Consider the following 25,335-nt stretch of genomic DNA (forward strand, 5'->3'; position numbering starts at 1 on the left):
AGGAGCACAGCCATGCGACGCACAGCCCGTCTGCTGACCGGTACCGCGCTCGCCGTCGCCGCGGTGAGCCTCGCCACCGCGCCCGCGTACGGCGGGTCCACGGAGAGTCTGGAGGTGTTCCCCTCCACCGTCGTCCCGGGGGCCGACGTCACCGTCAACACGGCGGCGTGCGGCGCGGACGGCACCGCCACGGGTGACGCCAGCGCGGTCGGCGCGGGCGTCTTCATACTCGCCGCCAGCGCCCACGAACAGGACGCGATCGGCCAGTTCAAGGTGCCGCCGAGCGCCCAGCCGGGGACGTACGAGATCGTCGCGAAGTGCTCCCACGGCCGACAGGTCACCGGCGACCTGATCGTGAACCTGACCGCCACACGCGAACAGATCCATCTGCCGCGTGGGCACGTGAACACGGGGGTCGGCGGCGCACTCGGCTCCGACCCCGTGCAGACCGCGGCGGGAGTGGCGGCCCTGGCCGTCGCCGCCGCGGGCGGTACCTGGCTCCTGCATCGCCGGGCGAGAGGCGACGGGATCTGACGGACACCCTCCGCTGTCCGTCCGCCGGTACCGCCGTCCCCTCCCCCTCCGTGGCCCGACGCCCCTCGCGGCCCGGAGGGGGAAGGGGACCCACCACGACCCCGACCACGCCCCTGCCCCGCCCCCGACCACGACCGTCACGACCACAACCGCACAACCCCTGACCCCGAGAGGAGGCTCACATGCGCCGGGTCAGCAACACCGCCATAGCCTCCGTCACCGTGGTCGCCCTCTGCTCAGGGACCTGGCTGCTCCACAACGGCACCCAGGTCCACCCGCCACCCCAGCCCTCCGCCGCCCAGGCCGGCACCGGCGACGCCCTCCGGCAGGGCGCCCCCGCGCTCCGCCACTCCCCGCCCGAGCGCATCCGCATCCCCTCCATCGGCGTGAACGCCCCGCTGATGGGCCTCGGCCTCACCCCCCAGGGCAGCCTCGACGTGCCGCCCGCCGGGGAGAAGAACCTCGCGGGCTGGTACCAGGCCGGCACCACCCCCGGCGAGCGAGGCACCGCGATCGTCGCGGGCCACGTCGACAACGCCAACGGTCCCGCCGTCTTCTACAACCTCGGCGCCCTCAAGAAGGGCAGCGCCATCGAGGTGGCGCGCCGCGACGGCGGCACCGCCCTGTTCACCGTCGACGCCGTCGAGGTGTACGCGGCCCGCGACTTCCCGGACGAGAAGGTGTACGGCGCCGCTTCCCGCCCCGAACTGCGCGTCATCACCTGCGGCGGCGACTACTCGAAGGCCACCGGGTACCAGGGGAACGTGGTCGTCTTCGCCCACCTCACCGGCAGCCGCTGACCACCGTCTTCGGCGCCTACGCGATCCACTGCTGGTACGCCAGATTCGCCACCAGCGCGAACACCACCGTCAGCAGCACCACTCGGACGAACCCGCTGCCCTTCTTGAGCGCGGTGTGCGCCCCCACCGTGCCGCCCACCAGGTTGAACACGGCCATCAGCGCGGCCAGTTGCCAGTACACCGTGCCCTTCCAGGCGAAGGTCGCGAGGGCGCCCGCGTTGGTGCAGCAGTTGACGATCTTCGCGGTGGCGGAGGCGGTCACCAGGTCGAAGTGGAGCAGCGCGGTCAGCGCAAGGACGAGGAACGTACCCGTGCCGGGTCCGATGAGCCCGTCGTAGAAGCCGATCCCGAGCCCAGCGAGCCCGATCGCGGCCAGCACGCGCCGCGCGGAGACGGGCTCGGCCGAGGGCGCCGTACCGAAGGCCGGCCGCAGCATGACGAAGGTCCCGACCCCGAGCAGCACCACCATCACCACGGGCTTCAGCACGTCGGTACTCAGCCCGGCGGCCACGAAGGCACCGGCCGTGGAGCCCGCCAGCGCCGCGAGTCCGATCCGCACGGCCAGCCGCACGTCCACCGGCGCCTTGCGCGCGTACGTCACCGCCGCGCCGGTCGTCCCGACGATCGCGACCGCCTTGTTCGTCCCGAGCGCGTACGCCGCCGGTGTACCGCCCGGCAGTCCGAGCAGCATCGCGGGGAGCAGCAGCAGCCCGCCGCCGCCCACCACGGCGTCGATCCAGCCCGCCGCGAGGGAGGCGAGGCAGAGCACAACGACGATGGTCAGCGATATGTCGGGCATGATCGCGACCCTATGTGACGGTCACCGAGCCCAGGTAGCGCAGGACCGCCAGCACCCGTCGGTGCCCGGTGCCCGACGGCGGCAGGTCGAGCTTGGCGAAGATGTTGGCGATGTGTTTCTCGACGGCGCGTTCCGAGACGGTGAAGGCGCCGGCGATCGACTGGTTCGTCCGGCCCTCGGCCATCAGGGCGAGCACCTCGCGCTCGCGCGGTGTGAGCCTGTCGAGGGCGGTGGCACGCCGGCTCGGCGTCAGACGCTGCGCATCATCGAGAAACAGCACACCCGGCTCAGCCAGCGCCCACATCAGAGCCTGGCCGGCCGGCCCGGCACGGTGCGTCAGCGCCCCCGACGGCAGCCCCAGTGCCTCGCACAGCGAAACCCGCAGCTGCGGCAGACCCGGTCCCACCCCGACCTTCGCCCGCCACTCCGGCACCCGGCCGGGAAGAAGGTGCAAGGCCTGCTCGGAGGCGACGGGCCAGCGCCTCTGCCGAATCAGTACCGCTGCCGGGTGCGCCCGCTCGGTGGCCGACCTGAGTAGGGTCGGGGACCTGTCAGCCCGCCTGCCCCATCCCGGGCTGACCAGCATGCCCGGACTGGGCTACCGTTTCGCTCCATGAAGGCTGGCATAGCACTGACGCTGGTCATCGTGGGGGCAGCCGCGGTGGTGGGTTCCGCCGCGGAAGAGACCTATCCGAGCAGAAGCAGCGGGCGCAGCAGCTACGGCAAGTCCGGCGAGCCGGGCCAGGCCTCTCAGGACCGGGACCCTTCGGCGACCGCCCCTGCCCAGGACGGCACCGCGTACACCCCGCGCAGGACCGATGAGAACGCCCGGATCGGCACGGTCTTCGAGAAGGACGACCACGGCGCCCACTTCTGCACGGCGAGCGTGGTGCAGAGCCCCGGCCGGAACATGCTGATCACCGCGGCCCACTGCGCCTTCGACGCCGACGCCGGGAAGCCGGTGGACGACCTGGTCTTCGCCCCCGACTACCGCAACGGCAACGAGCCCACCGGCCTGTGGAAGGTCAACAAGGTCGTCGTCGACGACCGCTGGGCCACATCGCAGGACGAGGACCTCGACGTCGCCTTCCTCACGGTCGGCCCGAAGGACGGCAAGAACATCCAGGACGTCCTGGGCGGCAACAGCCTCGGCACAGACCGCGGCTTCAACAACGAGGTCAAGATCACCGGCTACCCCACCAGCCGTGACACCCCGATCTCCTGCCGGAACCGCACCACGAAATTCAGCGACACCCAACTGCGCATCCAGTGCACCGACTTCGAGGGCGGCACGAGCGGCAGCCCCTGGCTCACCGACTACGACCCCAAGAGCCACACCAGCACCGTCATCGGCGTCCTGGGCGGCCATGAAGGCGGCGGCGACGAGAACGACGTCTCCTATGCCGCGTACTTCGACAACGACATCGCCAAGCTCTACCAACACGCCCAGGACGAGGACCGAAACTGACCCCGGCCTCCCGCGCCAGGCCGAACATGCCCGACCAGACCGCAGCGCTCCTTGTTGTGAGAGGACTGGCGTCCCAGAGGGATTCCGGTCCGCAGGGCCGCCTCAGCGCCTCCGGTTTCAGTCGCTGCAGGCCACGGGCAGTAGGGTCCGGGGTGAGCGGGTCCGCGCCGAACACCCGATCCCCTCGCCCGCCGCCCGGGACCTGTCCCACCCACCCACTTCCTTGTTCTTCCTGCTGTGGGGCGTGTCCGGGGGCGTAGAGGGGATGCCGGCCTCCCGACCACGGCCTGACCGACATGGTGACCTGCGGGTTCACAGGAAGGTGCGACAGAGGGCGCGGCAGTTGTCGGCCGGTTTGCCGGAGGGAATTCCGGCCTGGTCCACGGAGGCGTTGTCGCTTCGTGACCGTGGTCGGGCCTTCGTGGTCGGGGTTCTCGTGGGGGCCAACTGCTGGCCTGTCCGGTACGCAAGGCGCCGGACAGGCCGGTGCCGCACCGGACGGGAAGCGAGCAGATCCGTGATGATCGGCGTGGACGTGGGCAGCGGAGACCGGCTGGCGCTGGGCGTGCTGACGCAGTACCGGACGGCCACCACCGAGCAGATGCACCGGGTGATCGCCCCCGAGGTGCGCATCGAGCAGACGAGACGCAGGCTGGCCCGACTGCGCGCCGAGGGGCTGATCGACCGCATCACCCTGCCGCAGGCCGGACGGACCCGGGTGTGGTTCCCCACCCCCTACGGCATGCAACTCGCCTCCGAATGGCCCGAGATGCGCGGGCACCGGCCCTCCAGGACCGTGTCCGATCCGACCGCCGTGCGGCTGAAGGTCGGTCACGCGCTGACCGTGACCGAGACCGCGCTCGCCTTCCTCGAGGACGCCCGCCGCCGCGGCGAGCTGTGCCGGCCCCTGGACTGGCTGACCGAGGTCTACCACCCGATCGGGAATGGCGAGGCCGTCATCCCCGACGCACTCCTGTACTACGAGCGCGGCCCTGCCGACGATGACAACGGGGCGATGCTGCGGGCATTCCTAGATCGCGGAGGGGATGCATGGCGTCAACCTAGGAGAGGAGCGCCGCGGCGAGGCGGAGCTAGACGGCCGCCAGGGCCCGGCCGAGCCACGGCATGACCGTTCTTCAGCGGGTGGATCCCGATGCCTCAAGGTTTCCGTGCCGGGGCGCCGCGATCGATCGTGCCCGCACGAGGACCGGGGGTTCGGTTGACCCCACCGAACCCTCACAACCGGGTGCCGCTCCCGCTGAGGGCAGCGTTCCTCCCGGGAAACAGCCGTGATGCGACCGGGTAACACCGGCGTCGCAGGCTGCGGTGCATGACCTCGAATGCGCCCGCTCCCTGACCCGGCCGGCCCTCGCCCTCGGCCCGGGAGGGAACCGCACCGCTCCCCCGCGGACAGCGCCCCGCTGCTCCACCTGCTCACCAACGACGGAGGCTCCTGAATGTCCACGGACACGACGATGACGACGGCGGCGAACGCCACCGACGGCAACGCGCACACCATCGTGCTCGTCGGCCATGGCATGGTCGGCCAGCGCTTCCTCGAAGCGCTCGCCGAACGCGGCCTGACCGCCACGCACCGGGTGGTCGTGCTGTGCGAGGAGCCGCGTCCGGCGTACGACCGCGTCCAGCTCACCTCGTACTTCTCGGGCCGCACTCCGGAGGAACTCTCCCTCACCGACGCCGAGTTCATCACCACGCACGGCATCGAACTGCACCTCGGCGACCCGGCCGAGACGATCGACCGGGAGGCCAGGCAGGTCACGGCGCGCTCGGGTCTGGTCATCACGTACGACACCCTGGTCCTCGCCACCGGCTCGTACCCCTTCGTCCCGCCGGTGCCCGGCAAGGACGCCGAGGGCTGCTTCGTGTACCGCACCATCGAGGACCTGCTCGCCATCGAGGAGTACGCGAAGGCGCGGGCGACGACCGGCGCGGTGGTCGGCGGCGGCCTGCTCGGGCTCGAAGCCGCGGGCGCCCTGAAGGGGCTCGGACTGACCACGCACATCGTGGAGTTCGCACCGCGCCTGATGCCCGTGCAGGTCGACGAGGGCGGCGGCGCGGCGCTGCTGCGCACCATCCAGGACATGGGCCTGACCGTGCACACGGGCACGGGCACCCAGGAGATCGTCACCGGCGACGACGGCGCCGTGACCGGGATGAAGCTCTCCGACGGCTCCGAACTCCCCACGGATCTCGTGGTGTTCTCGGCCGGCGTCCGCCCGCGCGACCAGCTCGCCCGCGCCACCGGGCTGACGGTCGGCGAGCGCGGCGGCATCACGGTCGACGACCAGTGCCGCACCTCGGACCCGCACGTGTTCGCGATCGGCGAGTGCGCCCTCGCCTCGGACGGCCGGGTGTACGGCCTGGTCGCGCCCGGCTACGAGATGGCCGAGACGGCCGCCGCGACGATCGCCGCGGACGAGGCCAGCTTCACGGGCGCCGACCTGTCCACGAAGCTGAAGCTGCTCGGCGTCGACGTAGCGTCCTTCGGTGACGCGCACGGCGCCACCTCCGGCTGCCTCGACGTCGTCTACTCCGACTCACGCTCGGGCACGTACAAGAAGCTGGTCATCGGCCGCGGCGGCGAACTGCTCGGCGGCATCCTGGTCGGCGACGCGGAGGCGTACGGCACCCTGCGGGCCTTCACCGGCTCCGTGCCGCCGATCGCCCCCGAGCAGCTGGTACTCCCGGCGGGCGCGGGCGCCCCGGTCGCGCTCGGCCCCTCCGCGCTCCCCGACTCCGCGGTCATCTGCTCCTGTCACAACGTCACCAAGGGCACCATCCGCGGCGCGGTCACCGAGCACTCCTGCACCACCGTGCCCGAGGTCAAGAAGTGCACCAAGGCCGGTACGGGGTGCGGCAGTTGCGTCAAGGTCCTCGGCCAGCTCGTCAACGAGGAGCTCGCGGCGAGCGGCGTAGAGGTCGACCACGGCCTGTGCGGCTGCTTCGCCCAGACCCGCGAGGAGCTGTACGAGATCGTCCTCGCGCTGCGCATCCCCTCCTTCCAGGTCCTGCTGGACCGCTACGGCCGTGAGGGCGCCCGGGGTGGCGAGGGCTGCGAGGTCTGCAAGCCGGCCGTCGCCTCGATCATCGCCTCCCTCGCCCCGACCATCGGCGCCAGCGGCTATGTCCTGGACGGCGAGCAGGCGGCCCTCCAGGACACCAACGACCACTTCCTCGCCAACCTCCAGAAGAACGGCTCGTATTCGATCGTGCCGCGCATCCCCGGCGGTGAGATCACCCCGGAGAAGCTGATCGTGATCGGCGAGGTGGCCCGGGACTTCGGCCTCTACACGAAGATCACGGGCGGCCAGCGCATCGACCTGTTCGGCGCGCGGGTCGAGCAACTCCCCCTCATCTGGGCGAGGCTGGTGGACGCGGGCTTCGAGTCGGGCCACGCCTACGGAAAGTCCCTGCGCACGGTCAAATCCTGCGTCGGCCGGACCTGGTGCCGCTACGGCGTCCAGGACTCCGTCCGCATGGCGATCGACCTGGAGCTGCGCTACCGGGGGCTGCGCTCCCCGCACAAGCTCAAGTCGGCGGTCTCCGGATGCGCCCGCGAGTGCGCCGAGGCCCAGTCCAAGGACTTCGGCGTGATCGCCACCGCCAACGGCTGGAACCTGTACGTCGGCGGCAACGGCGGCGCCACCCCGCGCCACGCGGACCTGCTCGCCCAGGACCTCTCCGACGCCGAACTCGTCCGCCTGATCGACCGGTTCCTGATGTTCTACATCCGCACCGCGGACCGCCTGGAGCGCACGTCGACCTGGCTGGAGCGGATTCCCGGCGGCCTGGACCACGTACGCGAGGTGGTCGTGGAGGACTCGCTCGGCATCTGCGAGGAACTGGAGTCGCTGATGGCCGCGCATGTCGCCGCCTACCGCGACGAGTGGGCCGAGACCATCAACGACCCCGAGAAACTGGCCCGGTTCGTGTCCTTCGTGAACGCCCCGGACACCCCCGACCCGGTCGTCGGGTTCGTCCCCGAGCGCGACCAGATCAAGCCGGACCTGCCGCTGCTGAGCATCGGCCGCCGCCCCTCGCAAGCCCTGGAAGGAAGCGCCCAGCGATGACCCTGGCACCCGAAACGACCGCCCTCACGGTCCAACTCCGCCTCGCGGACTCCTGGTTGGCCCTCTGCGAGCCGTCCGCGCTGACGCCGGGCCGCGGAGTCGCCGCCCTGCTCCCGGACGGCGGCCAGGCGGCCGTCTTCCTCGACCGCGCGGGCCGGATGTACGCCATCGACAACCGCGATCCGTTCAGCGGCGCGGCGGTCCTCTCCCGCGGCCTGATCGGCTCCCACCAGGGCCGCCCGTTCGTGGCCTCGCCCCTGCTGAAGCAGCGGTTCGACCTGGAGTCGGGCCGGTGCCTGGACGACGAGACGGTACGGGTGACGACGTACGAGGTCCGGATCTCCTGACGGCCGGGGTGACCGGGACCTCCTCGCGCCCGCCGGTCACCCCGGGCTTACTTGACCGATCATTCTCGATTGCCCTACGGTCGCCCCCATGGCCAGGACCAAGGAATTCGACCCGGACGCCGCGCTGCGGTCGGCCCTGGAGCTGTTCTGGCGGCGCGGCTACGAGGCGACATCCATGACGGACCTCGTCGAGCACCTCGGCGTCGGCCGCGCCAGCATCTACGCGACCTTCGGCAACAAGCACGAGCTGTATCTGAAGGCGCTGGACCGCTACCAGCAGGCACGCAATCCGCAGCTCCTGCGGGAGCTCTCCCAGCCGGGTCCCGCACTGCCCGCCGTACGAGCGCTGGTACGCCGCTTCGCGACCGAGGCGACGACCGAGGGAAGGCGCCTGAGCGGCTGCTTCGTCACCAACACGGCCGCCGAACTGGCACCCCACGACACGGCCGCGGCCCGCCGCGTCGAGCACAACTGGGACCACCTCGAGACCCTGTTGCACTCGGCCCTGATCCGCGCGCAGGCCCAGGGCGAACTGCCCGCCGACCGCAACCCGCTCACCCTCGCCCGCATGCTGCTGGTCCTGATGCAGGGCCTGCGGGTGGTGGGCAAGGCGTCCGCGGACCCGGCCCGGGTCCAGGACGCGGCGGAACAGGCGCTGACGCTGCTCGACTGAAGACCACGTCCCAAGGCCCGCGCACGCCTTCATACTGAACCGATCGGTCAAATAAGGGGATCCGGAATGCCCACACGCTTCTCGGGAAGGACGGCCCTCGTCACGGGCGCCGGTTCCGGCATAGGCCGGACCACCGCCCTGGCGTTCGCCGCGGAGGGCGCGCACGTGGTCGTCGCCGGCCGCACCGCCGCATCGCTCGACGAGACGGTCGCGCTGATCGAGGCCCGGGGCGGAAAGGCACTGGCAGTGACCACGGACGTGTCACGCTCGGACGAGGTGCACGCCCTCGTCGAGGCGGCCGTCGACCGTTTCGGCTCCCTGGACGTGGCGGTGAACAACGCGGCCGTCTTCCACGGCGGAACACCGCTGGCCGACCTCCCGGAGGCCGACTGGCACGCCGAACTGGACATCAACGTCACCGGCGTGTTCCTCGCCCTTCAGGCGGAGATCCGGCAGATGCGGACACAGCCGTCCGGCGGCGCGATCGTCAACCTCGCCTCCACCATCGGCCTGCACACCCGCCGCCCGGGCGTCGCCGCCTACGCCGCCGCCAAGGCCGCCGTCACCGCGCTGTCCCGCGCCGCGGCCCTCGACCACATCGCCGACGGGGTCAGGATCAACGTCGTCAGCCCCGGTGCCTCCGCCACCACGATGTCACTGCGGCCGGGCGAGTCGGAGGCCGAGCGGGTGGAACGGGCACGTCACGAACTGCCGCTGGGCCGCGTGTCGAAGACCGAGGAGGTGGCGGCGGCCGTCCTCTACCTGGCGTCGGACGACGCGGCGTCGGTCGTGGGCACGGACCTGGTGGTGGACAGCGGAGGCGTCCTCTGACGCGGACCGGGAAGTCAGGTCACTTCAGAGCGTCATAGGTCACGCCGGTGAGCTGCTCGGAGGCGCTCCAGAGGCGCTCGCCGACGGCGTCGTTGCGCGTCCACCCGGCCCGCCAGGAGCTCGCGGGCGCGCCGCGCCACATCGCGAACGAGGGTCCGGTGAAGGAGTCGGGCCGTACACCGGGCGCGGTGGCGGCGTACAGCGTGGGCAGGGCCCCGGCGTCCGGGCTCTGCGCGAGGAGCCGGTTCCCGATCTCCATGACCCGCTCGGCGCCCTTGCGCCCCGCGAGCTTCGGCCCGGCGGTCTGGAGGTTGGTGGACGCGTACCCGGGGTGCGCGGCGGCAGCGACGACGTCGGACCCGACACCGGCCAGCCGCCGCGCCAGCTCGTGGGTGAACAGCAGATTGGCGCTCTTGGACCGCCCGTAGGCCACCCAGCGCCGATACCCGCCGCGCTTGCTGTCGAGGTCACGGATGTCGACATTGGCGAGCACGTGGAACATGCTCGACACGGTCACGACGCGGGCGCCCGGGGTGGCGAGCAGCGCGGGGAGCAGCAGCCCGGTGAGCGCGAAGTGCCCCAGGTGATTGACCCCGAACTGAGTCTCGAACCCGTCGGAGGTACGCGCGAACGGCAGGGCCATGACCCCGGCGTTGTTGACCAGCACGTCGAGCCGCTCGCCGTACACGAGGTCGAACATCGCCGCGAACTCCGCCACGGAGTCGAGGTCGCCGAGGTCCAGCCGTACGAACTCCACGTCCGCGCCGGGCACTTCGGAGGTGATCCGGTCCCCCGCCTCACTCCCCCGCGCCTCGCTCCGACAGGCGAGCACGACCCGCGCCCCGCGCCGCGCCAGCTCACGTGCCGTGACGAACCCGATCCCGCTGTTGGCCCCGGTGACGACGGCCGTACGGCCACGCTGATCAGGGATGTCACTCACATTCCACCCGGCCATGCCCGGACCCCTCTCCACCACTGCTCGTCACTCACCGTACGCTCAGTCTCGCCGGATCAACTCGGGATCAATCCTCCGCCCCACAAGCGGCAACGCCCCCACGGCGGCGACGACCAGCACCCCGAGAGCACACGCGAGCAGCAACGGAACCCCGCCCCCGTCCCAGAAAACAGCCCCACCCCCAGTAACGAGATAACTCGACTCGGCCATCTTCCCCACCACCACCGCCAACACCAACCCCACAGCCAACGGCAACACCACCTGCACCACCTGCACAGCCCGCAACGTCCGCGCCCGCGCCCCCAGCAGAGCCAACGCAGTAACCTGCGGCCGCCGCTCGACGGCCCGGTCGGTGGCAGCGACGAGGTAGGCGGCCACACCGATGATCAGACCTAGGATCATGCCTACGGCCAGGAGGGTTTTTACGACGGTGATCTGTTGGAGTGCCTCGACCGCGAGGCCCTGAGGCTCGACCTGCGCGGTGGGGGCCGCGCCACCGATGGCGTCGAGAACACGGCGCACGGTTTCTGGGCCGGAGCCGCTGATCAGGCTGAGAGTGGCGTCCTCCGGGCGGGTGTGCCGGGGCACCATGGAGGGCGGCAGGAGGATCGCCCCGCTATCGACCACCTGGGCGTCCACAGGGTTGTGGAACCGGACCTTCTGATACGGCACTGTGAGCTTCAGATCGCGAGTGCGCCGCCCCCCTCGAACGGCGAAATGGACAGTATCGCCTGCCTGGATGTCGGCCTGGACCTGCGCGGAATCCCACAGCCACAGAGGCTGCCCGTCCACACACCCCTCAACCGATGACACTGCCTTGCGCAACTGGTCGCATGTGGCCACCACCGCGTCGACGCCCGGTTTCGTCGGCTCACTGCTATCGACCTTCGGCTGCAAGGAAACGATGTACGCCCGCAGACCTGTCATCTCTTCGAGAGTGTGTTGCTGAGTCGCGTTGATCTCCTCAAGCATGATGTCGTAGAGCTGGACCGGAGAGTTGCTCTTGGTGACCTGGTCCAACTCAATGAGCACCCCTTGTGCGAGAGAAGCCACGAAGACCAGCAGAACGAGACCCGTCGCCACCCGAAGTGCGCCGCCCGGCTCGGCTTCGTTCCGCCGCATCGCAAGGCCAAAGGAAAGCGACTGCGTGGAGCGAGCCGTCCGTCGAGCCAGGAACCTGGACAACGAGGGCAGCGACAGCGCAAGCCCTACACCGACCAGAACGACCGCTGCTGGCACGAGTACCGAGGACAGGGCTGTGCTCGTGGGAGCATGCCCGGTGGCTCCGGCGATGCAGTAGACCGTCAGAATGCCCATGCCTGCGGTCAGCGGAAGGAATCCCCACCTTGACGGCGGCTTCTCCACCGCGCTGCGCCGGACAGCCAGCGGGTTTGCCGCTGCCTTGCGTGCGCTGGCACGGCCTACAAACCAAGCGAGCGCTGGGCAGCCCACGAGGCACACCAGAAGGGTGGTAGCAGACAAGGCTCCGTCGCCCGGGTACCACTTGAACCCCGGCAGGCCGATTCGCGAGACAAGTTGATTCACGATCTCGTACTCGGCAAGACCCAGAACAGCACCCACGCCGGCCGCCGCGACTGTCTCTGCGGCGTTCACCCGTTGAGTGCCCTTCCTGCTCAGCCCCAACAGCCGGAGGGCAGCCAGTCGGCGTGTCCGTTCAGCGGCGGAGAGCCGCGCGCACACAGAAAGGAAGACTGCGAGGGGGAGCAGCACGACCCCGGCCATCGTGAAGCGGACGATGTTGAGCGTGGAGGGCTCCACTGTGGGATCCGGCGCGTAGTCCTTGCCCCATTGCTTCACGGGATACCCGTCGGACAGTTCGGCGCGGCTCATGCCCACGTACGCGACGAGTTCATCCGGGCGAGCCAAGCCTTGGGCTCCGATCAGCCCTGCTTCATCGCCCGGAAAGCGCTGAGCCAACGCCGGTTGGTCTCGCAGTAGGCGATGCAGACGCGGAGAAACGAACACCTGGCCGTCCCGTGGGAGCGACATCAGGCCGGGCGGCGGTTCGATTGGCCTCGCGCCTCGTGCGACGAAGACCCGGGTGAGAGGGGCCGAGCCATACGGGTCAGTGCGACTGAGACTCAGCGGAAAGCCGCTGTTGATCCTCTGGCCGGACTGATCCCGCGGCACGACCGGCTGCCGGGCCGCGATGCGCCCGTCCTGCGCCGCGAGGATGCCGGGAATGGCGAGCACGATGGCCAGACAGCACACACCGAGCGAGCCACCTACTGCCATGAGCACGAATCGCGCACGGTTGCCACGCCCGCTGCCGAGCAACAGCCGAAGCCCCAAAAGGAGTTCCTTCACGCCACGTCCTGTTCTCGGGCGAGCACACCGTCGGACATCGTGTACCGGCTGTCCGCGCGGGCCGCGACCATGTGGTCGTGGGTAACGAGGACGACCGCGGTGCCTTGCGCTCTTGCCAGGGCGAGGAATTCCTCCAGCACGGTGGCGGCGTTGGCGCTGTCGAGCGATCCGGTCGGCTCGTCGGCAAAGACCACAGCCGGCCGATGCACGAGCGCGCGTGCTACGGCGACCCGCTGGTTCTGACCGCCCGAAACCTGTGAGGGGCGCCGCTCCCGCAGTTCGGCAAGCCCCAGCCGTCCCAGTACCTCTCCTGCGGCGGCGAGCGCCTTGGCCTTGCGCTGCCCGGCCAGCCGCAGCGGCAAGGCGGCGTTCTCCTCCACTGTCAGTTCGGGCAGCAACTCTCCGTGCTGGAAGACGAATCCGAAGCGGTCACGGCGCAGGGCACTGAGTTCGTCGTCATCGAGTGCGCCCAGCATGAGCCCTTCGAAGCGGACTTCGCCGCCTGCGACGGGCAATACTCCGGCCAGGCAATACAGGAGGGACGACTTGCCCGAACCGCTCTGTCCCATGATGGCCACGACCTCGCCCTGACTGATTGCAATGGACGCGCCCCTGACGGCGTGCGACTGCCCATAAAAGAGGTCGATTCCTCTGGCCGACAGGACTTCTGACGTAGTAATGCGAGCCTCCAGGAGAGCGGAATGGAAGAACCCGGGCCTGCGCCCGGGTCCTGGGCGTCGGACGGGCCGCCTACGGCCTGAAGTGGCGCGTCGGGGAGCAGTTGTCCGGCCGGAGGGTGCCTCGATCGCGACAGGCACGCAGATCCGCGTCGTCCGTGTACCGCTGAGCTCCATCCCAGTTGGAGTGGTGCAAGAACACCGTCTGCCGCTGCTTCCCGTCGTAGCGAACCCAGTCGTGCCCTTCGACGCGAACGAGCATGTAGACGTTGTTGTTGTCACCGGGCAAGGCATCCTTGAGCTGCCCGCTCCATTCGAAGGAACCATGATTCTGGGCTGCCTCGTTGAACCTGTACTGCCCCTGGGCGAATTGCACACCAGTCGGCGTCAACCGGGGCAGCTTGTGCCAAGACCCCGCCATCGGCGTCCCAGCCCCAACGAGAAACACCCCGGCCGCCACCACGCCAACCATCGCCGTCTTCATCCGCCGCTCCTCTGTCTCCCGGGGACCCCATCGGCCCCCGGGAGTTACAGAAGGTAATGGATCAGTAACGCGCTGAATCCTTTGGCCTACGAATCGCCATCCCATCAGGTGATCCGGAAGCACGAGATGCACGAGCGGGCGCTGAGCTCGTCGGTGGCGTCAAGGATCGGCGGTGGGGCCCGGCATCGGAGTCGACGACGCCTCGGCGTGGGCCCAGTCCTCCGCGGTCATGCCGGTGAGGTCGAGGCGGATCCTGGGCCTGCTGACCGACCGGCCGACGAAGGCGGTCGGAGGGCCAGGCCGGTCTGGGCCGAACTTCATGCCGTGGACGAGGGCCCCGGTCTGGGTGAGGAGCGGCGTCGGCGGGCCTTCGGCTGGTGTTCTGGCGTGCCCCGACGCACCCAGGGCGGTGCGGACCTCGGTCTCGCCCCGGTGCGGCGGCCGGCCCACGCCGGTGGCGGCGAGGGCTAGTTGAGTGCGGTCCCGTACGGAGGGCTCGACGCCTTCGTACGGCGGCCCCGTCGCACGACGGGGCGGCGCCTCCGTGGCGAATGCCGCCTCGATGGGGGATTCACCGCTGGCAGCGTCCGACCGTCACGACGTAGGTGCCGGCGTTGGGCGACGAGGCCCCGGCCCGGTCCGCCGAGCCGGGCTGGGCCCACGGGCCTATCTCGCGCAGCGACGGCTTGAGGATGACGGCGCGGTGGGCGGGGCTGTTCATCCACCAGTTGACGGCGGCCTGCGGAGTTCCCGATCCGCCCCACCCGGTGTACGTGATCTCGTTGAACTCCCACGAGCGGGGGTTGGGACAGTATCCGGCCGCCTGGATGCGGCTCTGCGGTGTCGAGCCGGTTCGGGGGTTGCGGTGCGGGTCCTTGCCCGGTCCCCACCACTTCAGCTGGACGGCCGCGACACCATGCTGCTGGGACGCGTTCGTCAGGGCCTGGCTAATGGTGAGGGAAGGCAGCCCGCGCTGTGTGCGCTGCGCGTTGATCAGGCACATCACGGCAGCCCTCGCCTGGGTGATCGTCCCGGCAGTCGGGGCCCGGTTCGCGGCGGCCGCGTCGCAGGTCACGGCCGCCGCGGGCGGAGCCGCCACGACAGGGAAGAGAGTGGCCGACAGGGCGGCAGCCGCGGCAGTGCTCAGCAGTCTTCCGGTGCGCGACATGTGGCTTTGCACGGATACTCCACCTCCTGCGAACACGAACGGTGTCGTCATCCAGGCTGCCATCGGCCCTGACCCGTCGCCATCCGGGGCCGCGGGCCGGGCGTGCCGCTCGCGGATGCGCTTGTCCTTCTCCCCGGCCTCGGCCCGCAGCCGCTCCAGCTCAGCGCGCTCGCTCCCGCAAACAACCGCCGGGCGAGGGCTCTGCCACCGGCTGGAGGGCCGGGGCGGGCGTCCGGAGAACAAGCCAAACGAAGGGCCCGCCCTGGAATGTGCCGAATCAGAGCGGGGCCTGTGTGGTGACGGCCCGTGACGGAACCCAACCCCACCCGGAGGGCACAACGAGGGCACAGCAGCTTCGCGCGGGGTCAACGGCAGCCAACGCCGGCAAACGCCAACTTGCCGGGTCAGCGACGTAGCTTGGCCGTCCCCCCAGACCATGCACGACGGGGCGGCACCTCCGCACAAGGTGCCGCCCCGTTTCTTTCGTACGCCGGAGCCGTCGGCCGTCGGTGAGGGTCGGGGTCGACCGTCGGCGGCTCCGGAGTTCCGGCAGGCTAGCGGTGGTCGCTGCCCTTCGCCGTCGACGCCGCGCGGCCCGCCTCCAGGCGTGCCACCGGGATCCGGAAGGGGGAGCAGGACACGTAGTCCAGTCCCACCTCGTGGAAGAAGTGGACGGACTCGGGGTCGCCGCCGTGTTCGCCGCAGACGCCGAGCTTCAGGTCGGGGCGGGTGGCGCGGCCGGCCTGCACAGCCGACTTCACCAGGGAACCCACACCGTCCTTGTCGATGGTCTCGAAGGGGGAGACACCGAAGATCCCCTTCTCCAGGTACGCGGTGAAGAAGCTCGCCTCCACGTCGTCCCGGGAGAAGCCCCAGACGGTCTGCGTGAGGTCGTTTGTACCGAAGGAGAAGAACTCGGCGGCCTCGGCGATCTGACCGGCGGTCAGGGCGGCCCGCGGGAGTTCGATCATCGTGCCGATGGCGAGCCTGAGGTTCGTGCCGGCGGCCGCCTGTACCTCCGCGATGACCTGGTCGGCCTCCTCGCGGACGATCTCCAGCTCCTGGACCGTACCGACGAGGGGGATCATGATCTCGGCCCGCGGGTCACCCTTGGCGTTCTTGCGCTCGGCCGCCGCCTCCGCGATCGCCCGTACCTGCATGGTGAACAGGCCGGGGATGACCAGCCCGAGACGTACGCCGCGCAGGCCCAGCATCGGGTTCTGCTCGTGCAGGCGGTGCACGGCCTGGAGCAGGCGCAGGTCGTTCTCGTTGGCGTCGCCGCGCGACTCGGCCAGTGCCACCCGTACGGACAGTTCGGTCACGTCCGGCAGGAACTCGTGCAGCGGCGGGTCCAGGAGACGGATCGTCACCGGGAGGCCGTCCATCGCCTCGAAGAGTTCGACGAAGTCCCGCTTCTGGAGGGGCAGGAGCTCCTTGAGGGAGTCCTCGCGCTCCTCCTCCGTGTCGGCCAGGATCAGGCGCTCGACCAGTTCACGCCGGTCACCGAGGAACATGTGCTCGGTGCGGCACAGGCCGATGCCCTGCGCGCCGAAGCGGCGGGCACGGAGGGCGTCCTCCGCGTTGTCCGCGTTGGCGCGCACACGCAGGCGGCGGACCCGGTCCGCGTACGCCATGATCCGGTGGACGGCCGCGACGAGCTCGTCCGCGTCGTCGGCGCCCGCGTGCATCCGGCCCTCGAAGTACTCGACGACCGGGGAGGGCACGACCGGGACCTCGCCCAGGTAGACCTTGCCCGTCGAGCCGTCGATCGAGACGACGTCACCCTCCTCGATGACCACTCCGCCCGGGGCCGTCATACGGCGCCGCTTGGTGTCGACCTCGAGCTCCTCGGCGCCGCACACGCACGTCTTGCCCATGCCGCGCGCCACGACGGCGGCGTGCGAGGTCTTGCCGCCACGCGAGGTCAGGATGCCCTCGGCCGCGATCATGCCGTCCAGGTCGTCGGGGTTGGTCTCCCGGCGGATCAGGATGACCTTCTCGCCCGAACGCGACCACTTGATCGCGGTGTACGAGTCGAAGACCGCCTTGCCGACCGCCGCGCCCGGCGACGCCGCGATGCCCCGGCCGATCTGGTCGACCTTCGCCTGGTCGTCGAAGCGCGGGAACATCAGCTGCGCGAGCTGGGCGCCCGTCACCCGCTGGAGGGCCTCCGCCTCGTCGATCAGGCCCTGGTCCACCAGCTGCGTGGCGATACGGAAGGCCGCACCCGCCGTGCGCTTGCCGACGCGGGTCTGGAGCATCCACAGCTGGCCGCGCTCGATGGTGAACTCGATGTCGCAGAGATCCTTGTAGTGGTTCTCCAGGGTCTCCATGATCTGCATCAGCTGGTCGTACGACTTCTTGTCGATCGACTCCAGCTCGGCGAGCGGGACCGTGTTGCGGATGCCCGCGACCACGTCCTCGCCCTGGGCGTTCTGGAGGTAGTCGCCGTACACGCCCTGGTGGCCGGACGCGGGGTCGCGCGTGAACGCCACACCCGTGCCCGAGTCGGGGCCGAGGTTGCCGAAGACCATCGAACAGACGTTGACCGCGGTGCCCAGGTCGTGCGGGATGCGCTCCTGACGGCGGTAGAGCTTGGCGCGGTCGGTGTTCCAGGAGTCGAAGACCGCGTGGATCGCGAGGTCCATCTGCTCGCGCGGGTCCTGCGGGAAGTCCCGGCCGGCCTCGGTCTTGACGATCCTCTTGAACTTGGTGACCAGCTTCTTGAGGTCCGCGGCCTCCAGCTCCGTGTCGACCGTGACCTTCTTGGCCGTCTTCGCCGCGTCCAGCGCGTCTTCGAAGAGCTCGCCGTCGACGCCGAGGACCGTCTTGCCGAACATCTGGATGAGACGGCGGTACGAGTCCCACGCGAAGCGGTCGTCGCCGGCCTGCTTGGCGAGGCCCTGGACCGACTTGTCGGAGAGGCCGATGTTCAGCACGGTGTCCATCATGCCCGGCATGGAGAACTTCGCCCCGGAACGGACGGATACGAGGAGGGGGTTGTCGGCCTGGCCGAGCTTCTTGCCCATCGTCGCCTCGAGGGCCTCGAGGTGCGCGCTCACCTCGTCACGCAGTGCCGCCGGCTCCTCGCCGCTGCCGAGGTAGGTCTTGCACGCCTCGGTGGTGATGGTGAAGCCCGGAGGGACGGGAAGGCCCAGGTTGGTCATCTCGGCGAGGTTCGCACCCTTGCCGCCGAGGAGGTCCTTGAGGTCCCTGTTGCCTTCGGTGAAGTCGTAAACGAACTTCGTACCCTCAACGCCGCTGTCGCCGCTCTCGGCTACATGGGGATCTTTGTTTTCCGACACGAGTCTCGACTCCTCGACGTCGCGGTGGCTGCCCTGACGGCGAGGAACATACCCAGATCGAAGGCGCCTGGGTACGTCTACTTGCACGTCATGCGCCTGTAACCACCCGTCCGCCACCCGATTGAAAGTCAAGCCTTGGCAAGCGGTCACCGTCGGATGTTTTCACTTCTTGAACGAATTCACGCTCCCAGGACGAAGTATACGCTCAGATGAGCGGTCACTGACACGTCTGAGTTTAATCGATGAACGATCAAGGGGTGGCACTGAGTGCCACCCCTTAGGGAAGTGCAGTCGCCCAAGATCCGCTCATCTGAGCGGTACCCCTATCAAGGGTGGCGAGAATCACGCAGTAAAGACGGCCTGAATTTCATCATGCGGACCACGATGTGGACGCGTCGCGGACGCGACACACGGACGTCACATGCCCCGCCGAACGTCCCGCCGCCCATGTGCGTCGCACGGGCCTCACACACCCAGCGCCGCCAGCCGTTCCTCCACCCGCTCCGGCGCGTACAGGTACTCCACGACCAGCGCACCGGCCCCCACCAGCCCCGCCCGCTCCCCGAGCCGCGAGGTCACCACGTCCAGATGAGCGGTCGAACGCGGCAGTGCCCGCTGGTACAGCAACTCGCGCACACCCGTGAGGAACGGGGTTCCGGCCAGATCCCCGGCGATCATCAGCACCCCGGGATTCAGCAGGGTCACCACGGTCGCGAGTACGTCCCCGACCTGACGCCCCGCCTCCCGCGCGAGCGCCATCGCCTCCGGGTGCCCGGCCGTCAGCAGGTCGCGCACATCCGATCCGGAGGTGGCAGGGACGCCGGACTCGGCGAGTCTGCGCGCCACCGCGCCACCACTCGCGACAGCGGCCAGACAGCCGTACGAACCGCACCGGCACAGCGCGTCCGCGCCCACCCGGATGTGCCCGATGTCCCCGGCACCCCCGTCGACGCCCCGATAGATGGAACCGCCGACGACCATCCCCGCGCCGATACCGGTGGAGACCTTGACCAGGGCGAACGCCGAACAGTCCGGATAACCGGTGCGCTGCTCCCCGTACGCCATGAGATTGGCGTCGTTGTCGACGAGTACGGGGATGCGTGCGCCGCTCCTGGTGACCCCGGCGCCCGTGGCGCCACCGGCGCTCTCGATGCCGGCGTGCTCGGCGAAGGCACGTCCCAGACGCCCGCGTATGTCGTAGCCGTCCCAGCCGGGCATGATCGGCGGCTGCACCACCTTGCCGGTGTCGGTGTCCACCGGGCCCGGCACCGCGATCCCGATCCCGCACACCGCGTCCGCGCGCTGCCCTGCCTTCTCCAGCAGCTCGGCGAACCAGCGGCCGAGTTCGCCCAGTACGGCGTCCGGGCCGTCCTCGATGCGCAGGCTTCCGTGGTGCTCGGCCTGGATCTCGCCGCTCAGCGAGACGACGGCGGCCCGGCCGTGGCGGGTGTCGAGGTCGGCGGCCAGGACGACGGCGTGTTCGTCGTCGAACTCGAGGGTGATCGAGGGCCGGCCGCCCTGGGGGGAGTCCACCGGGCCGCCCGCGCCCTCGCGCAGCCAGCCCGCGCGGAAGAGCCGGTCGAGGCGCTGGCCGACCGTGGCCCGCGACAGACCGGTGGCCTGCTGCAGCGCGCCGCGCGTCGTGGCACGCCCGCTGCGCACCAGTTCGAGCAGTTCCCCGGCGCTTGCCTGATGCCCGGCCCTCATGGCCATCGCCGCCCTTCCCGCCGTCCCCGCCATGCCTGTCATGCCCAACCCCTTGCGTTCACCAACTCTGCATTACATATTGAGTTTTGCGTGTTAAATAGACGTAACCCTACGGTAGCTAGTGCCGAACCGATCGGCCGGACGTCTTCGGGGAGACCTGAGTGGACAGCACAACCCAACTCACCATCCACCGCACGGGGACCACCACCCCCGCGCGCACCTCGGGTTCCCCCGCTCCGCCCGGTTCGCACGAGATCACCCACTCCGGCGCGTACGTATACGATCCCGACCGGCCCGCCGGGTCGCTGCACCTCAGGGCCGCCCGGGTACTCGAAGGCAACTGGACGGGAACGTCCACGGTTCCCTCGCACGGCCTGTATCCGCACCAGTGGTCCTGGGACTCCGCTTTCATCGCGATCGGCCTGCGCCACCTGTCCCCCTTGAGGGCACAGACGGAACTGGAGACGCTGCTCGGCGCCCAGTGGGGTGACGGCCGGATCCCGCACATCGTGTTCAACCCCTCCGTCCCGCTCGACGCCTACTTCCCGAGCCCCGACTTCTGGCGCTCCTCGACCGCGGGGCGCGCTGCGGGCGCCCCGCGCACCGTACAGACGTCGGGCATCGTGCAGCCACCGGTGCACGCGCTCGCCGCCTGGCTGGTGCACCAGGCCGACCCGGGCCTGTCCCGGTCGCGTTCCTTCCTCTCCCGGATGTATCCCCGGCTGGCCGCCTGGCACCGCTATCTGCTGCACCGGCGGGACCTGGGCGGCGGCGGGCTCGCCTCCGTGATCCACCCGTGGGAGCAGGGCATGGACAACAGCCCGTGCTGGGACGCCCCGCTCAGCCGTGTCACCCCGGCCGCGCCGCGCTCCTTCCGCCGCGCCGACCTCGACCACGGGTCCGCGGAGGACCGGCCGACGGACCTCGACTACGGCCGGTACGTGCGACTCGCGACGGACTACCGGGACGGCGGGTACGCCGACGGCGCCGGCGAGTTCGCCGTCGAGGACCCGGCGTTCAACGCGCTGCTGATCGCCTCCGAGCACGCGCTCGCCGCGATCGCGCAGGAGCTGGGCGCGGCGGGGACGGCGCGGCACGCCCGCGCGGAACGGTTGACGGCGGCGCTGGTGGAACGCCTGTGGGACCCGGCGGAGGGGATGTTCTTCTGCCGGGATGTGTATGGCGGGGATGAGCGCGGTGGGGAGTCGTACGGCGGGGATGCGCGCGACGAGGGCGAGAGCGGTGCTCTCGGTTCGGAGCGGGGCTCTGCTGAGAGCGGTGCTCTCGCCTCGGAGCGGCGCTCTTCCGAGAGCGGTGCTCACGGGTCGGAGCGGGGCTCTCGGAGCGGTGCTCTCGCACCGGAACAGCACTCTGCCGAGAGCAGTGCTCACGCTTCGGAGCGGCGCTCCCGCCAGAGCGGTGCTCACGCTTCGGAGCAGCGCTCTCGCGCCGGGGCGCTCATCCCCGAGCGCAGCGTGGCCGGGCTGCTCCCGCTCATCCTCCCCGCACTCCCCCGCGACATCGCCGCCACCCTGGTCCGCACGGCCGGCGGCCCGCACTTCGGGCTCGGCGGGGTCGCCCGGCTGGCGCCGAGCTACGACCTGACCGGGCACGCCTTCGACCCGCACCGCTACTGGCGCGGCCCGGCGTGGTTCAACACGAACTGGCTGCTGGAGCGCGGGCTGCGGCTGCACGGGGAGCACGGGCGCGCGGAGGAGTTGCGGGCGGCGCTGCTGGAGACGGCGGACACGTCCGGGTTCGCGGAGTACGTGGATCCGTACACCGGCGAGGCCTGCGGCGCGCTCGGCTTCAGCTGGACGGCCGCGCTGACCCTGGACCTGCTGCACGAGCCCGCGCGAGCCGACCAAGCGGATCGGCCGGATCGGGCGGATCGGGCGGATCAGTCGACGCACGTCGTGTCCCATCCGGGGCACCGCGCGTTCGACAAGGCACAAGGCACGCCGCCACACACATCGCACGCATCACACACGCCACACAGTTCATTCGAGACGGGCGCCAAGGGAGGGGACCGGGGATGACGGACCGGCATCATCTGCTCGTGCACGGTGGGACGTTCGCCGCCGTGGGCGACGGCGGGGACATCAGCGGGGTGCGCAGCGGCAGCTCCCCGGACGGGTTATTCGTACGGGACGCCCGGCACCTCAGCCGCTGGCAGCTGACCGTCGACGGCGCGGTGCCCGAGGCGCTGACGCCGGTCGCGGACGGCGACACGGCACGCTGTGTGCTCGTCCCGCGCGGCGGGCGCAACGAACCGCCCGCGTACACGCTCTTCCGTGAACAGGCCGTCACCGACGGCGCGTTCGTGGAGGCGCTGCGCGTCACCAGCAACCGCCCGTCGCCCACGACCGTGCGCATCGCGCTCACCGTGGACGCCGACTTCACGGACCAGTTCGAGCTGCGCTCCGACTACCGTACGTACGCCAAGATCGGCGCCGTACGAGGGCGTCAGGTCCTCGATGACGGGGTGGAGTTCAGCTACCAGCGCGGGGAGTGGCGGTCCTGTACGACGGTCACCTCCGAGCCGCCGCCGGACGGGGTCGAGGAGACCGGCACCGGCGCCCGTCGCCTCGTATGGACCCTGGACCTCGAACCACACACCTCGGCGGAGCTGGCGCTGCGCGTGGCGGCCCGCCCGCACGGGGCGCTGAAGGACCCGGAGGTGCCCGCCTCACCCTCCGCGGCGAATGAACGACTCCTCGCGCTCGAAGGCGAGTTCGCGGACGGCGTGCCCTTCCCGACCGGCTGGCCGGAGCTGGCCGCGGCCTGTGCGCGCGGGCTGTCCGATCTCGCGGTGCTCCAGGTCCCGGCGACGGGCCCGGACGGCGAGGAGCTGCGGGTGCCCGCGGCCGGAGTGCCGTGGTTCCTCACGCTCCTGGGCCGCGACGCCCTGCTGACCTCCCTGTTCGCGCTCCCCTACCGTCCCGAGCTCGCCGCCGCCACGCTGCCCGCGCTCGCCGCGACGCAGGCGGTCGAGGTGGGAGCGGGTGCGGTGGCCCAGCCCGGCAAGATCGTGCACGAGGTGCGCCACGGTGAGCTGGCGCACTTCGGGCAGGTGCCGTACGGGCGGTACTACGGATCGGTGGACGCGACGCCACTGTTCCTGGTGCTGCTCGGCGCGTACACCGAGCAGACGGGTGACCCGGCCCTGGCCCGGCGGCTGGAGGCCAACGCCCGGGCGGCGATCGGCTGGATGCTGGACCACGGCGGTCTGACCTCCGTCGGCTATCTCGTCTACCGCGCGGACGGCGGCGGCCTCGCCAACCAGAACTGGAAGGACTCCCCCGGCGCGATCTGCTCCGCCGACGGGAGCCGCCCCAGTGGGCCGGTGATGGCCGCGGGCGCGCAGGGATACGCGTACGACGCGCTGCGCCGCACCGCCCACCTGTCCCGTACGGTCTGGGGCGACGAGGTCTACGCCGCTCTGCTCGAACAGGCGGCGGCGGACCTCCGTGACCGTTTCCAGCGGGACTTCTGGATGAGTGAACACGCCTTCCCCGCGCTGGCGTTGGACGGCGACGGCCGTCAGGTCGACGCCCTCGCCTCGGACGCCGGGCACCTGCTGTGGTCGGGGCTGCTCGACAAGGAGTACGGCGAACTGGTCGGCCACCGCCTGCTGGAGCCGGACTTCTTCTCCGGCTGGGGTGTGCGCACCCTGGCCGCAGGCCAGCCGGCGTACCACCCGTTGTCGTACCACCGCGGTTCGGTCTGGCCGCACGACAACGCCCTGATCACGCTGGGACTGGCCCGCTACGGCCTGCACGACGAGGCCCGGACGGTCGCCCACGCGCTCGTCGACGCCGCCACGGTCGCCGGCCACCGTCTGCCGGAGGTCCTCGCGGGGTACGGCCGCGAGACACACGGGGAGCCGGTGCCCTATCCGCATGCGTGCGTACGGGAGTCCCGTTCGGCGGCGGCGCCGTTGGCGTTGCTCACGGCGGTCGGGGGCGCTTGAGGGAGCCCCCGGCCGCCCGGCCCCCCGGCAGGAGAGTCAGCCCCCGGACGTGTCCAGCTCCGCGTCCTCGCTGATGCCCGCGCAGTCGTACGGGTCCTTGAGCCAGCCGTCCGGCAGGACCACCCGGTTGTTGCCGGACGTGCGGCCGCGCGGGCCGTCCGCGCCCGTCGGCCAGGGCTGGTCGAGGTCCAACTCGGCGAGGCCGTCCGAGAGTTCGGCGAGGGACGACGTGATCGCGAGCCGCTTGCGCATTTCGGAGCCGACCGCGAAGCCCTTCAGGTACCAGGCCACGTGCTTGCGGAAGTCGATGACACCGCGCGCCTCGTCGCCGATCCACTCGCCGAGCAGGGTGGCGTGGCGGACCATGACGGCCGCGACCTCGCGCAGGGTCGGGCGGGCGTAGGCGTCCTGGCGCCCCTCGAAGGCGGCCACCAGGTCGCCGAACAGCCACGGCCTGCCGAGGCAGCCTCGCCCGACCACGACCCCGTCGCAGCCGGTCTCGCGCACCATCCGCAGCGCGTCCTCCGCCGACCAGATGTCGCCGTTGCCGAGGACGGGGATCTCCGGCACGTGCTCCTTGAGGCGTGCGATGGCGTCCCAGTCGGCCGTGCCGCCGTAGTGCTGGGCGGCGGTGCGGCCGTGCAGGGCGATGGCGGTGACGCCCTCCTCGACGGCGATCCGTCCGGCGTCGAGGAACGTCATGTGGTCGTCGTCGATGCCCTTGCGCATCTTCATCGTCACCGGGAGGTCGCCCGCCCCGCTGACGGCCTCGCGCAGGATCGCCCGCAGGAGGTTGCGCTTGTACGGGAGGGCGGAGCCGCCGCCCTTGCGGGTGACCTTCGGGACCGGGCAGCCGAAGTTCAGGTCGATGTGGTCGGCGAGGCCCTCCTCCGCGATCATGCGGACGGCCTTGCCGACGGTCGCCGGGTCCACGCCGTACAGCTGGATCGAGCGCGGCTTCTCGGTCGCGTCGAAGTGGATCAGCTGCATGGTCTTCTCGTTGCGCTCGACGAGCGCCCGCGTGGTGATCATCTCGCTGACGAACAGGCCCTTGCCGCCGCTGAACTCGCGGCACAGCGTGCGGAACGGCGCGTTCGTGATCCCGGCCATGGGGGCGAGGACGACGGGCGGCTGGACGGTGTGGGGGCCGATCGACAGCGGGGTGGCGGGGGCGAGGGCGGTCGTGGACATTCCC

At 70.6% G+C, this 25,335-nt stretch carries 20 protein-coding genes and 1 pseudogene; 10 read left to right on the forward strand and 11 right to left on the reverse strand.

The window, feature by feature from the left end:
* Nucleotides 1-12: 12 nt before the first annotated feature.
* Together FNV62_RS18715 and FNV62_RS18720 are read left to right on the forward strand one after the other, a co-directional pair.
* Nucleotides 13-534 (forward strand): hypothetical protein, encoded by a 522-nt coding sequence (locus FNV62_RS18715; RefSeq protein ID WP_143654982.1) that lies wholly within the window; start codon nt 13-15, stop codon nt 532-534.
* A gap of 182 nt (nt 535-716) precedes the next feature.
* The gene (locus FNV62_RS18720) at nt 717-1,334 is read left to right on the forward strand and encodes a class F sortase (protein WP_060900372.1); all 618 of its coding nucleotides are present in this window, start codon (nt 717-719) and stop codon (nt 1,332-1,334) included.
* A gap of 16 nt (nt 1,335-1,350) precedes the next feature.
* Here the strand turns inward: FNV62_RS18720 and FNV62_RS18725 are convergent, their stop codons facing one another.
* Both FNV62_RS18725 and FNV62_RS18730 read right to left on the reverse strand, forming a co-directional pair.
* The gene (locus tag FNV62_RS18725; protein WP_054232488.1) at nt 1,351-2,133 is read right to left on the reverse strand and encodes a sulfite exporter TauE/SafE family protein; all 783 of its coding nucleotides are present in this window, start codon (nt 2,131-2,133) and stop codon (nt 1,351-1,353) included.
* Between the two features lie 10 nt (nt 2,134-2,143).
* Nucleotides 2,144-2,365, reverse strand: a pseudogene (locus FNV62_RS18730) (response regulator transcription factor); the annotation flags it as partial.
* 381 nt (nt 2,366-2,746) lie between these two features.
* On the opposite strand from FNV62_RS18730, the gene FNV62_RS18735 reads away from it, so the two are divergent.
* The 6 genes from FNV62_RS18735 to FNV62_RS18760 all read left to right on the forward strand — a co-directional run bounded on the left by FNV62_RS18735 (nt 2,747) and on the right by FNV62_RS18760 (nt 9,543).
* Nucleotides 2,747-3,601: a trypsin-like serine peptidase gene (locus tag FNV62_RS18735; protein WP_144315433.1), complete on the forward strand. Its 855-nt coding sequence runs from the start codon at nt 2,747-2,749 to the stop codon at nt 3,599-3,601.
* A 520-nt stretch (nt 3,602-4,121) separates the two neighbouring features.
* Entirely contained in the window at nt 4,122-4,730 is a 609-nt protein-coding gene (locus FNV62_RS18740; protein ID WP_225900290.1) for a replication-relaxation family protein, read from the forward strand.
* A 328-nt stretch (nt 4,731-5,058) separates the two neighbouring features.
* Nucleotides 5,059-7,692, forward strand: coding sequence for a nitrite reductase large subunit NirB (gene nirB / locus FNV62_RS18745; protein WP_225900291.1), 2,634 nt, complete (start codon nt 5,059-5,061; stop codon nt 7,690-7,692).
* On the forward strand, nt 7,689-8,039 hold the full coding sequence (gene nirD / locus FNV62_RS18750; RefSeq protein ID WP_143608017.1) for a nitrite reductase small subunit NirD: 351 nt from the start codon (nt 7,689-7,691) through the stop codon (nt 8,037-8,039). The genes nirB and nirD overlap by 4 nt, the downstream gene beginning before the upstream one ends.
* A gap of 88 nt (nt 8,040-8,127) precedes the next feature.
* On the forward strand, nt 8,128-8,712 hold the full coding sequence (locus FNV62_RS18755; RefSeq protein WP_143608018.1) for a TetR/AcrR family transcriptional regulator: 585 nt from the start codon (nt 8,128-8,130) through the stop codon (nt 8,710-8,712).
* Nucleotides 8,713-8,778: 66 nt separating this feature from the next.
* Nucleotides 8,779-9,543, forward strand: coding sequence for an SDR family NAD(P)-dependent oxidoreductase (locus FNV62_RS18760; RefSeq protein WP_143608019.1), 765 nt, complete (start codon nt 8,779-8,781; stop codon nt 9,541-9,543).
* Nucleotides 9,544-9,562: 19 nt separating this feature from the next.
* On the opposite strand, the gene FNV62_RS18765 is transcribed toward FNV62_RS18760, so the two are convergent.
* From FNV62_RS18765 to FNV62_RS18800, 8 genes are all read right to left on the reverse strand, one after another.
* Entirely contained in the window at nt 9,563-10,498 is a 936-nt protein-coding gene (locus FNV62_RS18765; RefSeq protein ID WP_097284636.1) for an oxidoreductase, read from the reverse strand.
* A gap of 42 nt (nt 10,499-10,540) precedes the next feature.
* A complete protein-coding gene (locus tag FNV62_RS18770) occupies nt 10,541-12,826 on the reverse strand; it encodes an FtsX-like permease family protein (RefSeq protein WP_144315434.1) in 2,286 nt (761 codons plus the stop codon).
* A complete protein-coding gene (locus FNV62_RS18775; RefSeq protein WP_382214162.1) occupies nt 12,823-13,473 on the reverse strand; it encodes an ABC transporter ATP-binding protein in 651 nt (216 codons plus the stop codon). Before FNV62_RS18775 ends, FNV62_RS18770 begins: the two co-directional genes overlap by 4 nt.
* 103 nt (nt 13,474-13,576) lie before the next feature.
* The gene (locus tag FNV62_RS54600; RefSeq protein WP_067733639.1) at nt 13,577-13,987 is read right to left on the reverse strand and encodes a hypothetical protein; all 411 of its coding nucleotides are present in this window, start codon (nt 13,985-13,987) and stop codon (nt 13,577-13,579) included.
* A gap of 159 nt (nt 13,988-14,146) precedes the next feature.
* Entirely contained in the window at nt 14,147-14,437 is a 291-nt protein-coding gene (locus tag FNV62_RS18785) for a hypothetical protein (RefSeq protein WP_164657632.1), read from the reverse strand.
* 121 nt (nt 14,438-14,558) lie between these two features.
* Nucleotides 14,559-15,167, reverse strand: coding sequence for a CAP domain-containing protein (locus FNV62_RS18790; RefSeq protein ID WP_225900292.1), 609 nt, complete (start codon nt 15,165-15,167; stop codon nt 14,559-14,561).
* A 542-nt stretch (nt 15,168-15,709) separates the two neighbouring features.
* Nucleotides 15,710-18,460, reverse strand: a complete 2,751-nt coding sequence (ppdK, locus tag FNV62_RS18795) for a pyruvate, phosphate dikinase (protein WP_060900384.1) — start codon at nt 18,458-18,460, stop codon at nt 15,710-15,712.
* Nucleotides 18,461-18,925: 465 nt separating this feature from the next.
* Nucleotides 18,926-20,200: an ROK family transcriptional regulator gene (locus tag FNV62_RS18800; protein ID WP_181361010.1), complete on the reverse strand. Its 1,275-nt coding sequence runs from the start codon at nt 20,198-20,200 to the stop codon at nt 18,926-18,928.
* Nucleotides 20,201-20,328: 128 nt separating this feature from the next.
* Here FNV62_RS18800 and FNV62_RS55705 point away from each other — a divergent pair, with 128 nt between their 5' ends.
* On the forward strand, nt 20,329-22,206 hold the full coding sequence (locus tag FNV62_RS55705; RefSeq protein WP_413083859.1) for an MGH1-like glycoside hydrolase domain-containing protein: 1,878 nt from the start codon (nt 20,329-20,331) through the stop codon (nt 22,204-22,206).
* Nucleotides 22,203-24,140, forward strand: coding sequence for a glycogen debranching N-terminal domain-containing protein (locus FNV62_RS18815; RefSeq protein WP_054235497.1), 1,938 nt, complete (start codon nt 22,203-22,205; stop codon nt 24,138-24,140). The genes FNV62_RS55705 and FNV62_RS18815 overlap by 4 nt, the downstream gene beginning before the upstream one ends.
* Before the next feature lie 36 nt (nt 24,141-24,176).
* Here FNV62_RS18815 and dusB read toward each other — a convergent pair whose 3' ends face one another.
* On the reverse strand, nt 24,177-25,331 hold the full coding sequence (gene dusB / locus FNV62_RS18820) for a tRNA dihydrouridine synthase DusB (RefSeq protein WP_143601580.1): 1,155 nt from the start codon (nt 25,329-25,331) through the stop codon (nt 24,177-24,179).
* Nucleotides 25,332-25,335 lie beyond the last annotated feature (4 nt).

It is taken from the genome of Streptomyces sp. RLB3-17 (genome assembly GCF_007113425.2).
Taxonomy (GTDB): Bacteria; Actinomycetota; Actinomycetes; order Streptomycetales; family Streptomycetaceae; genus Streptomyces; species Streptomyces mirabilis_D.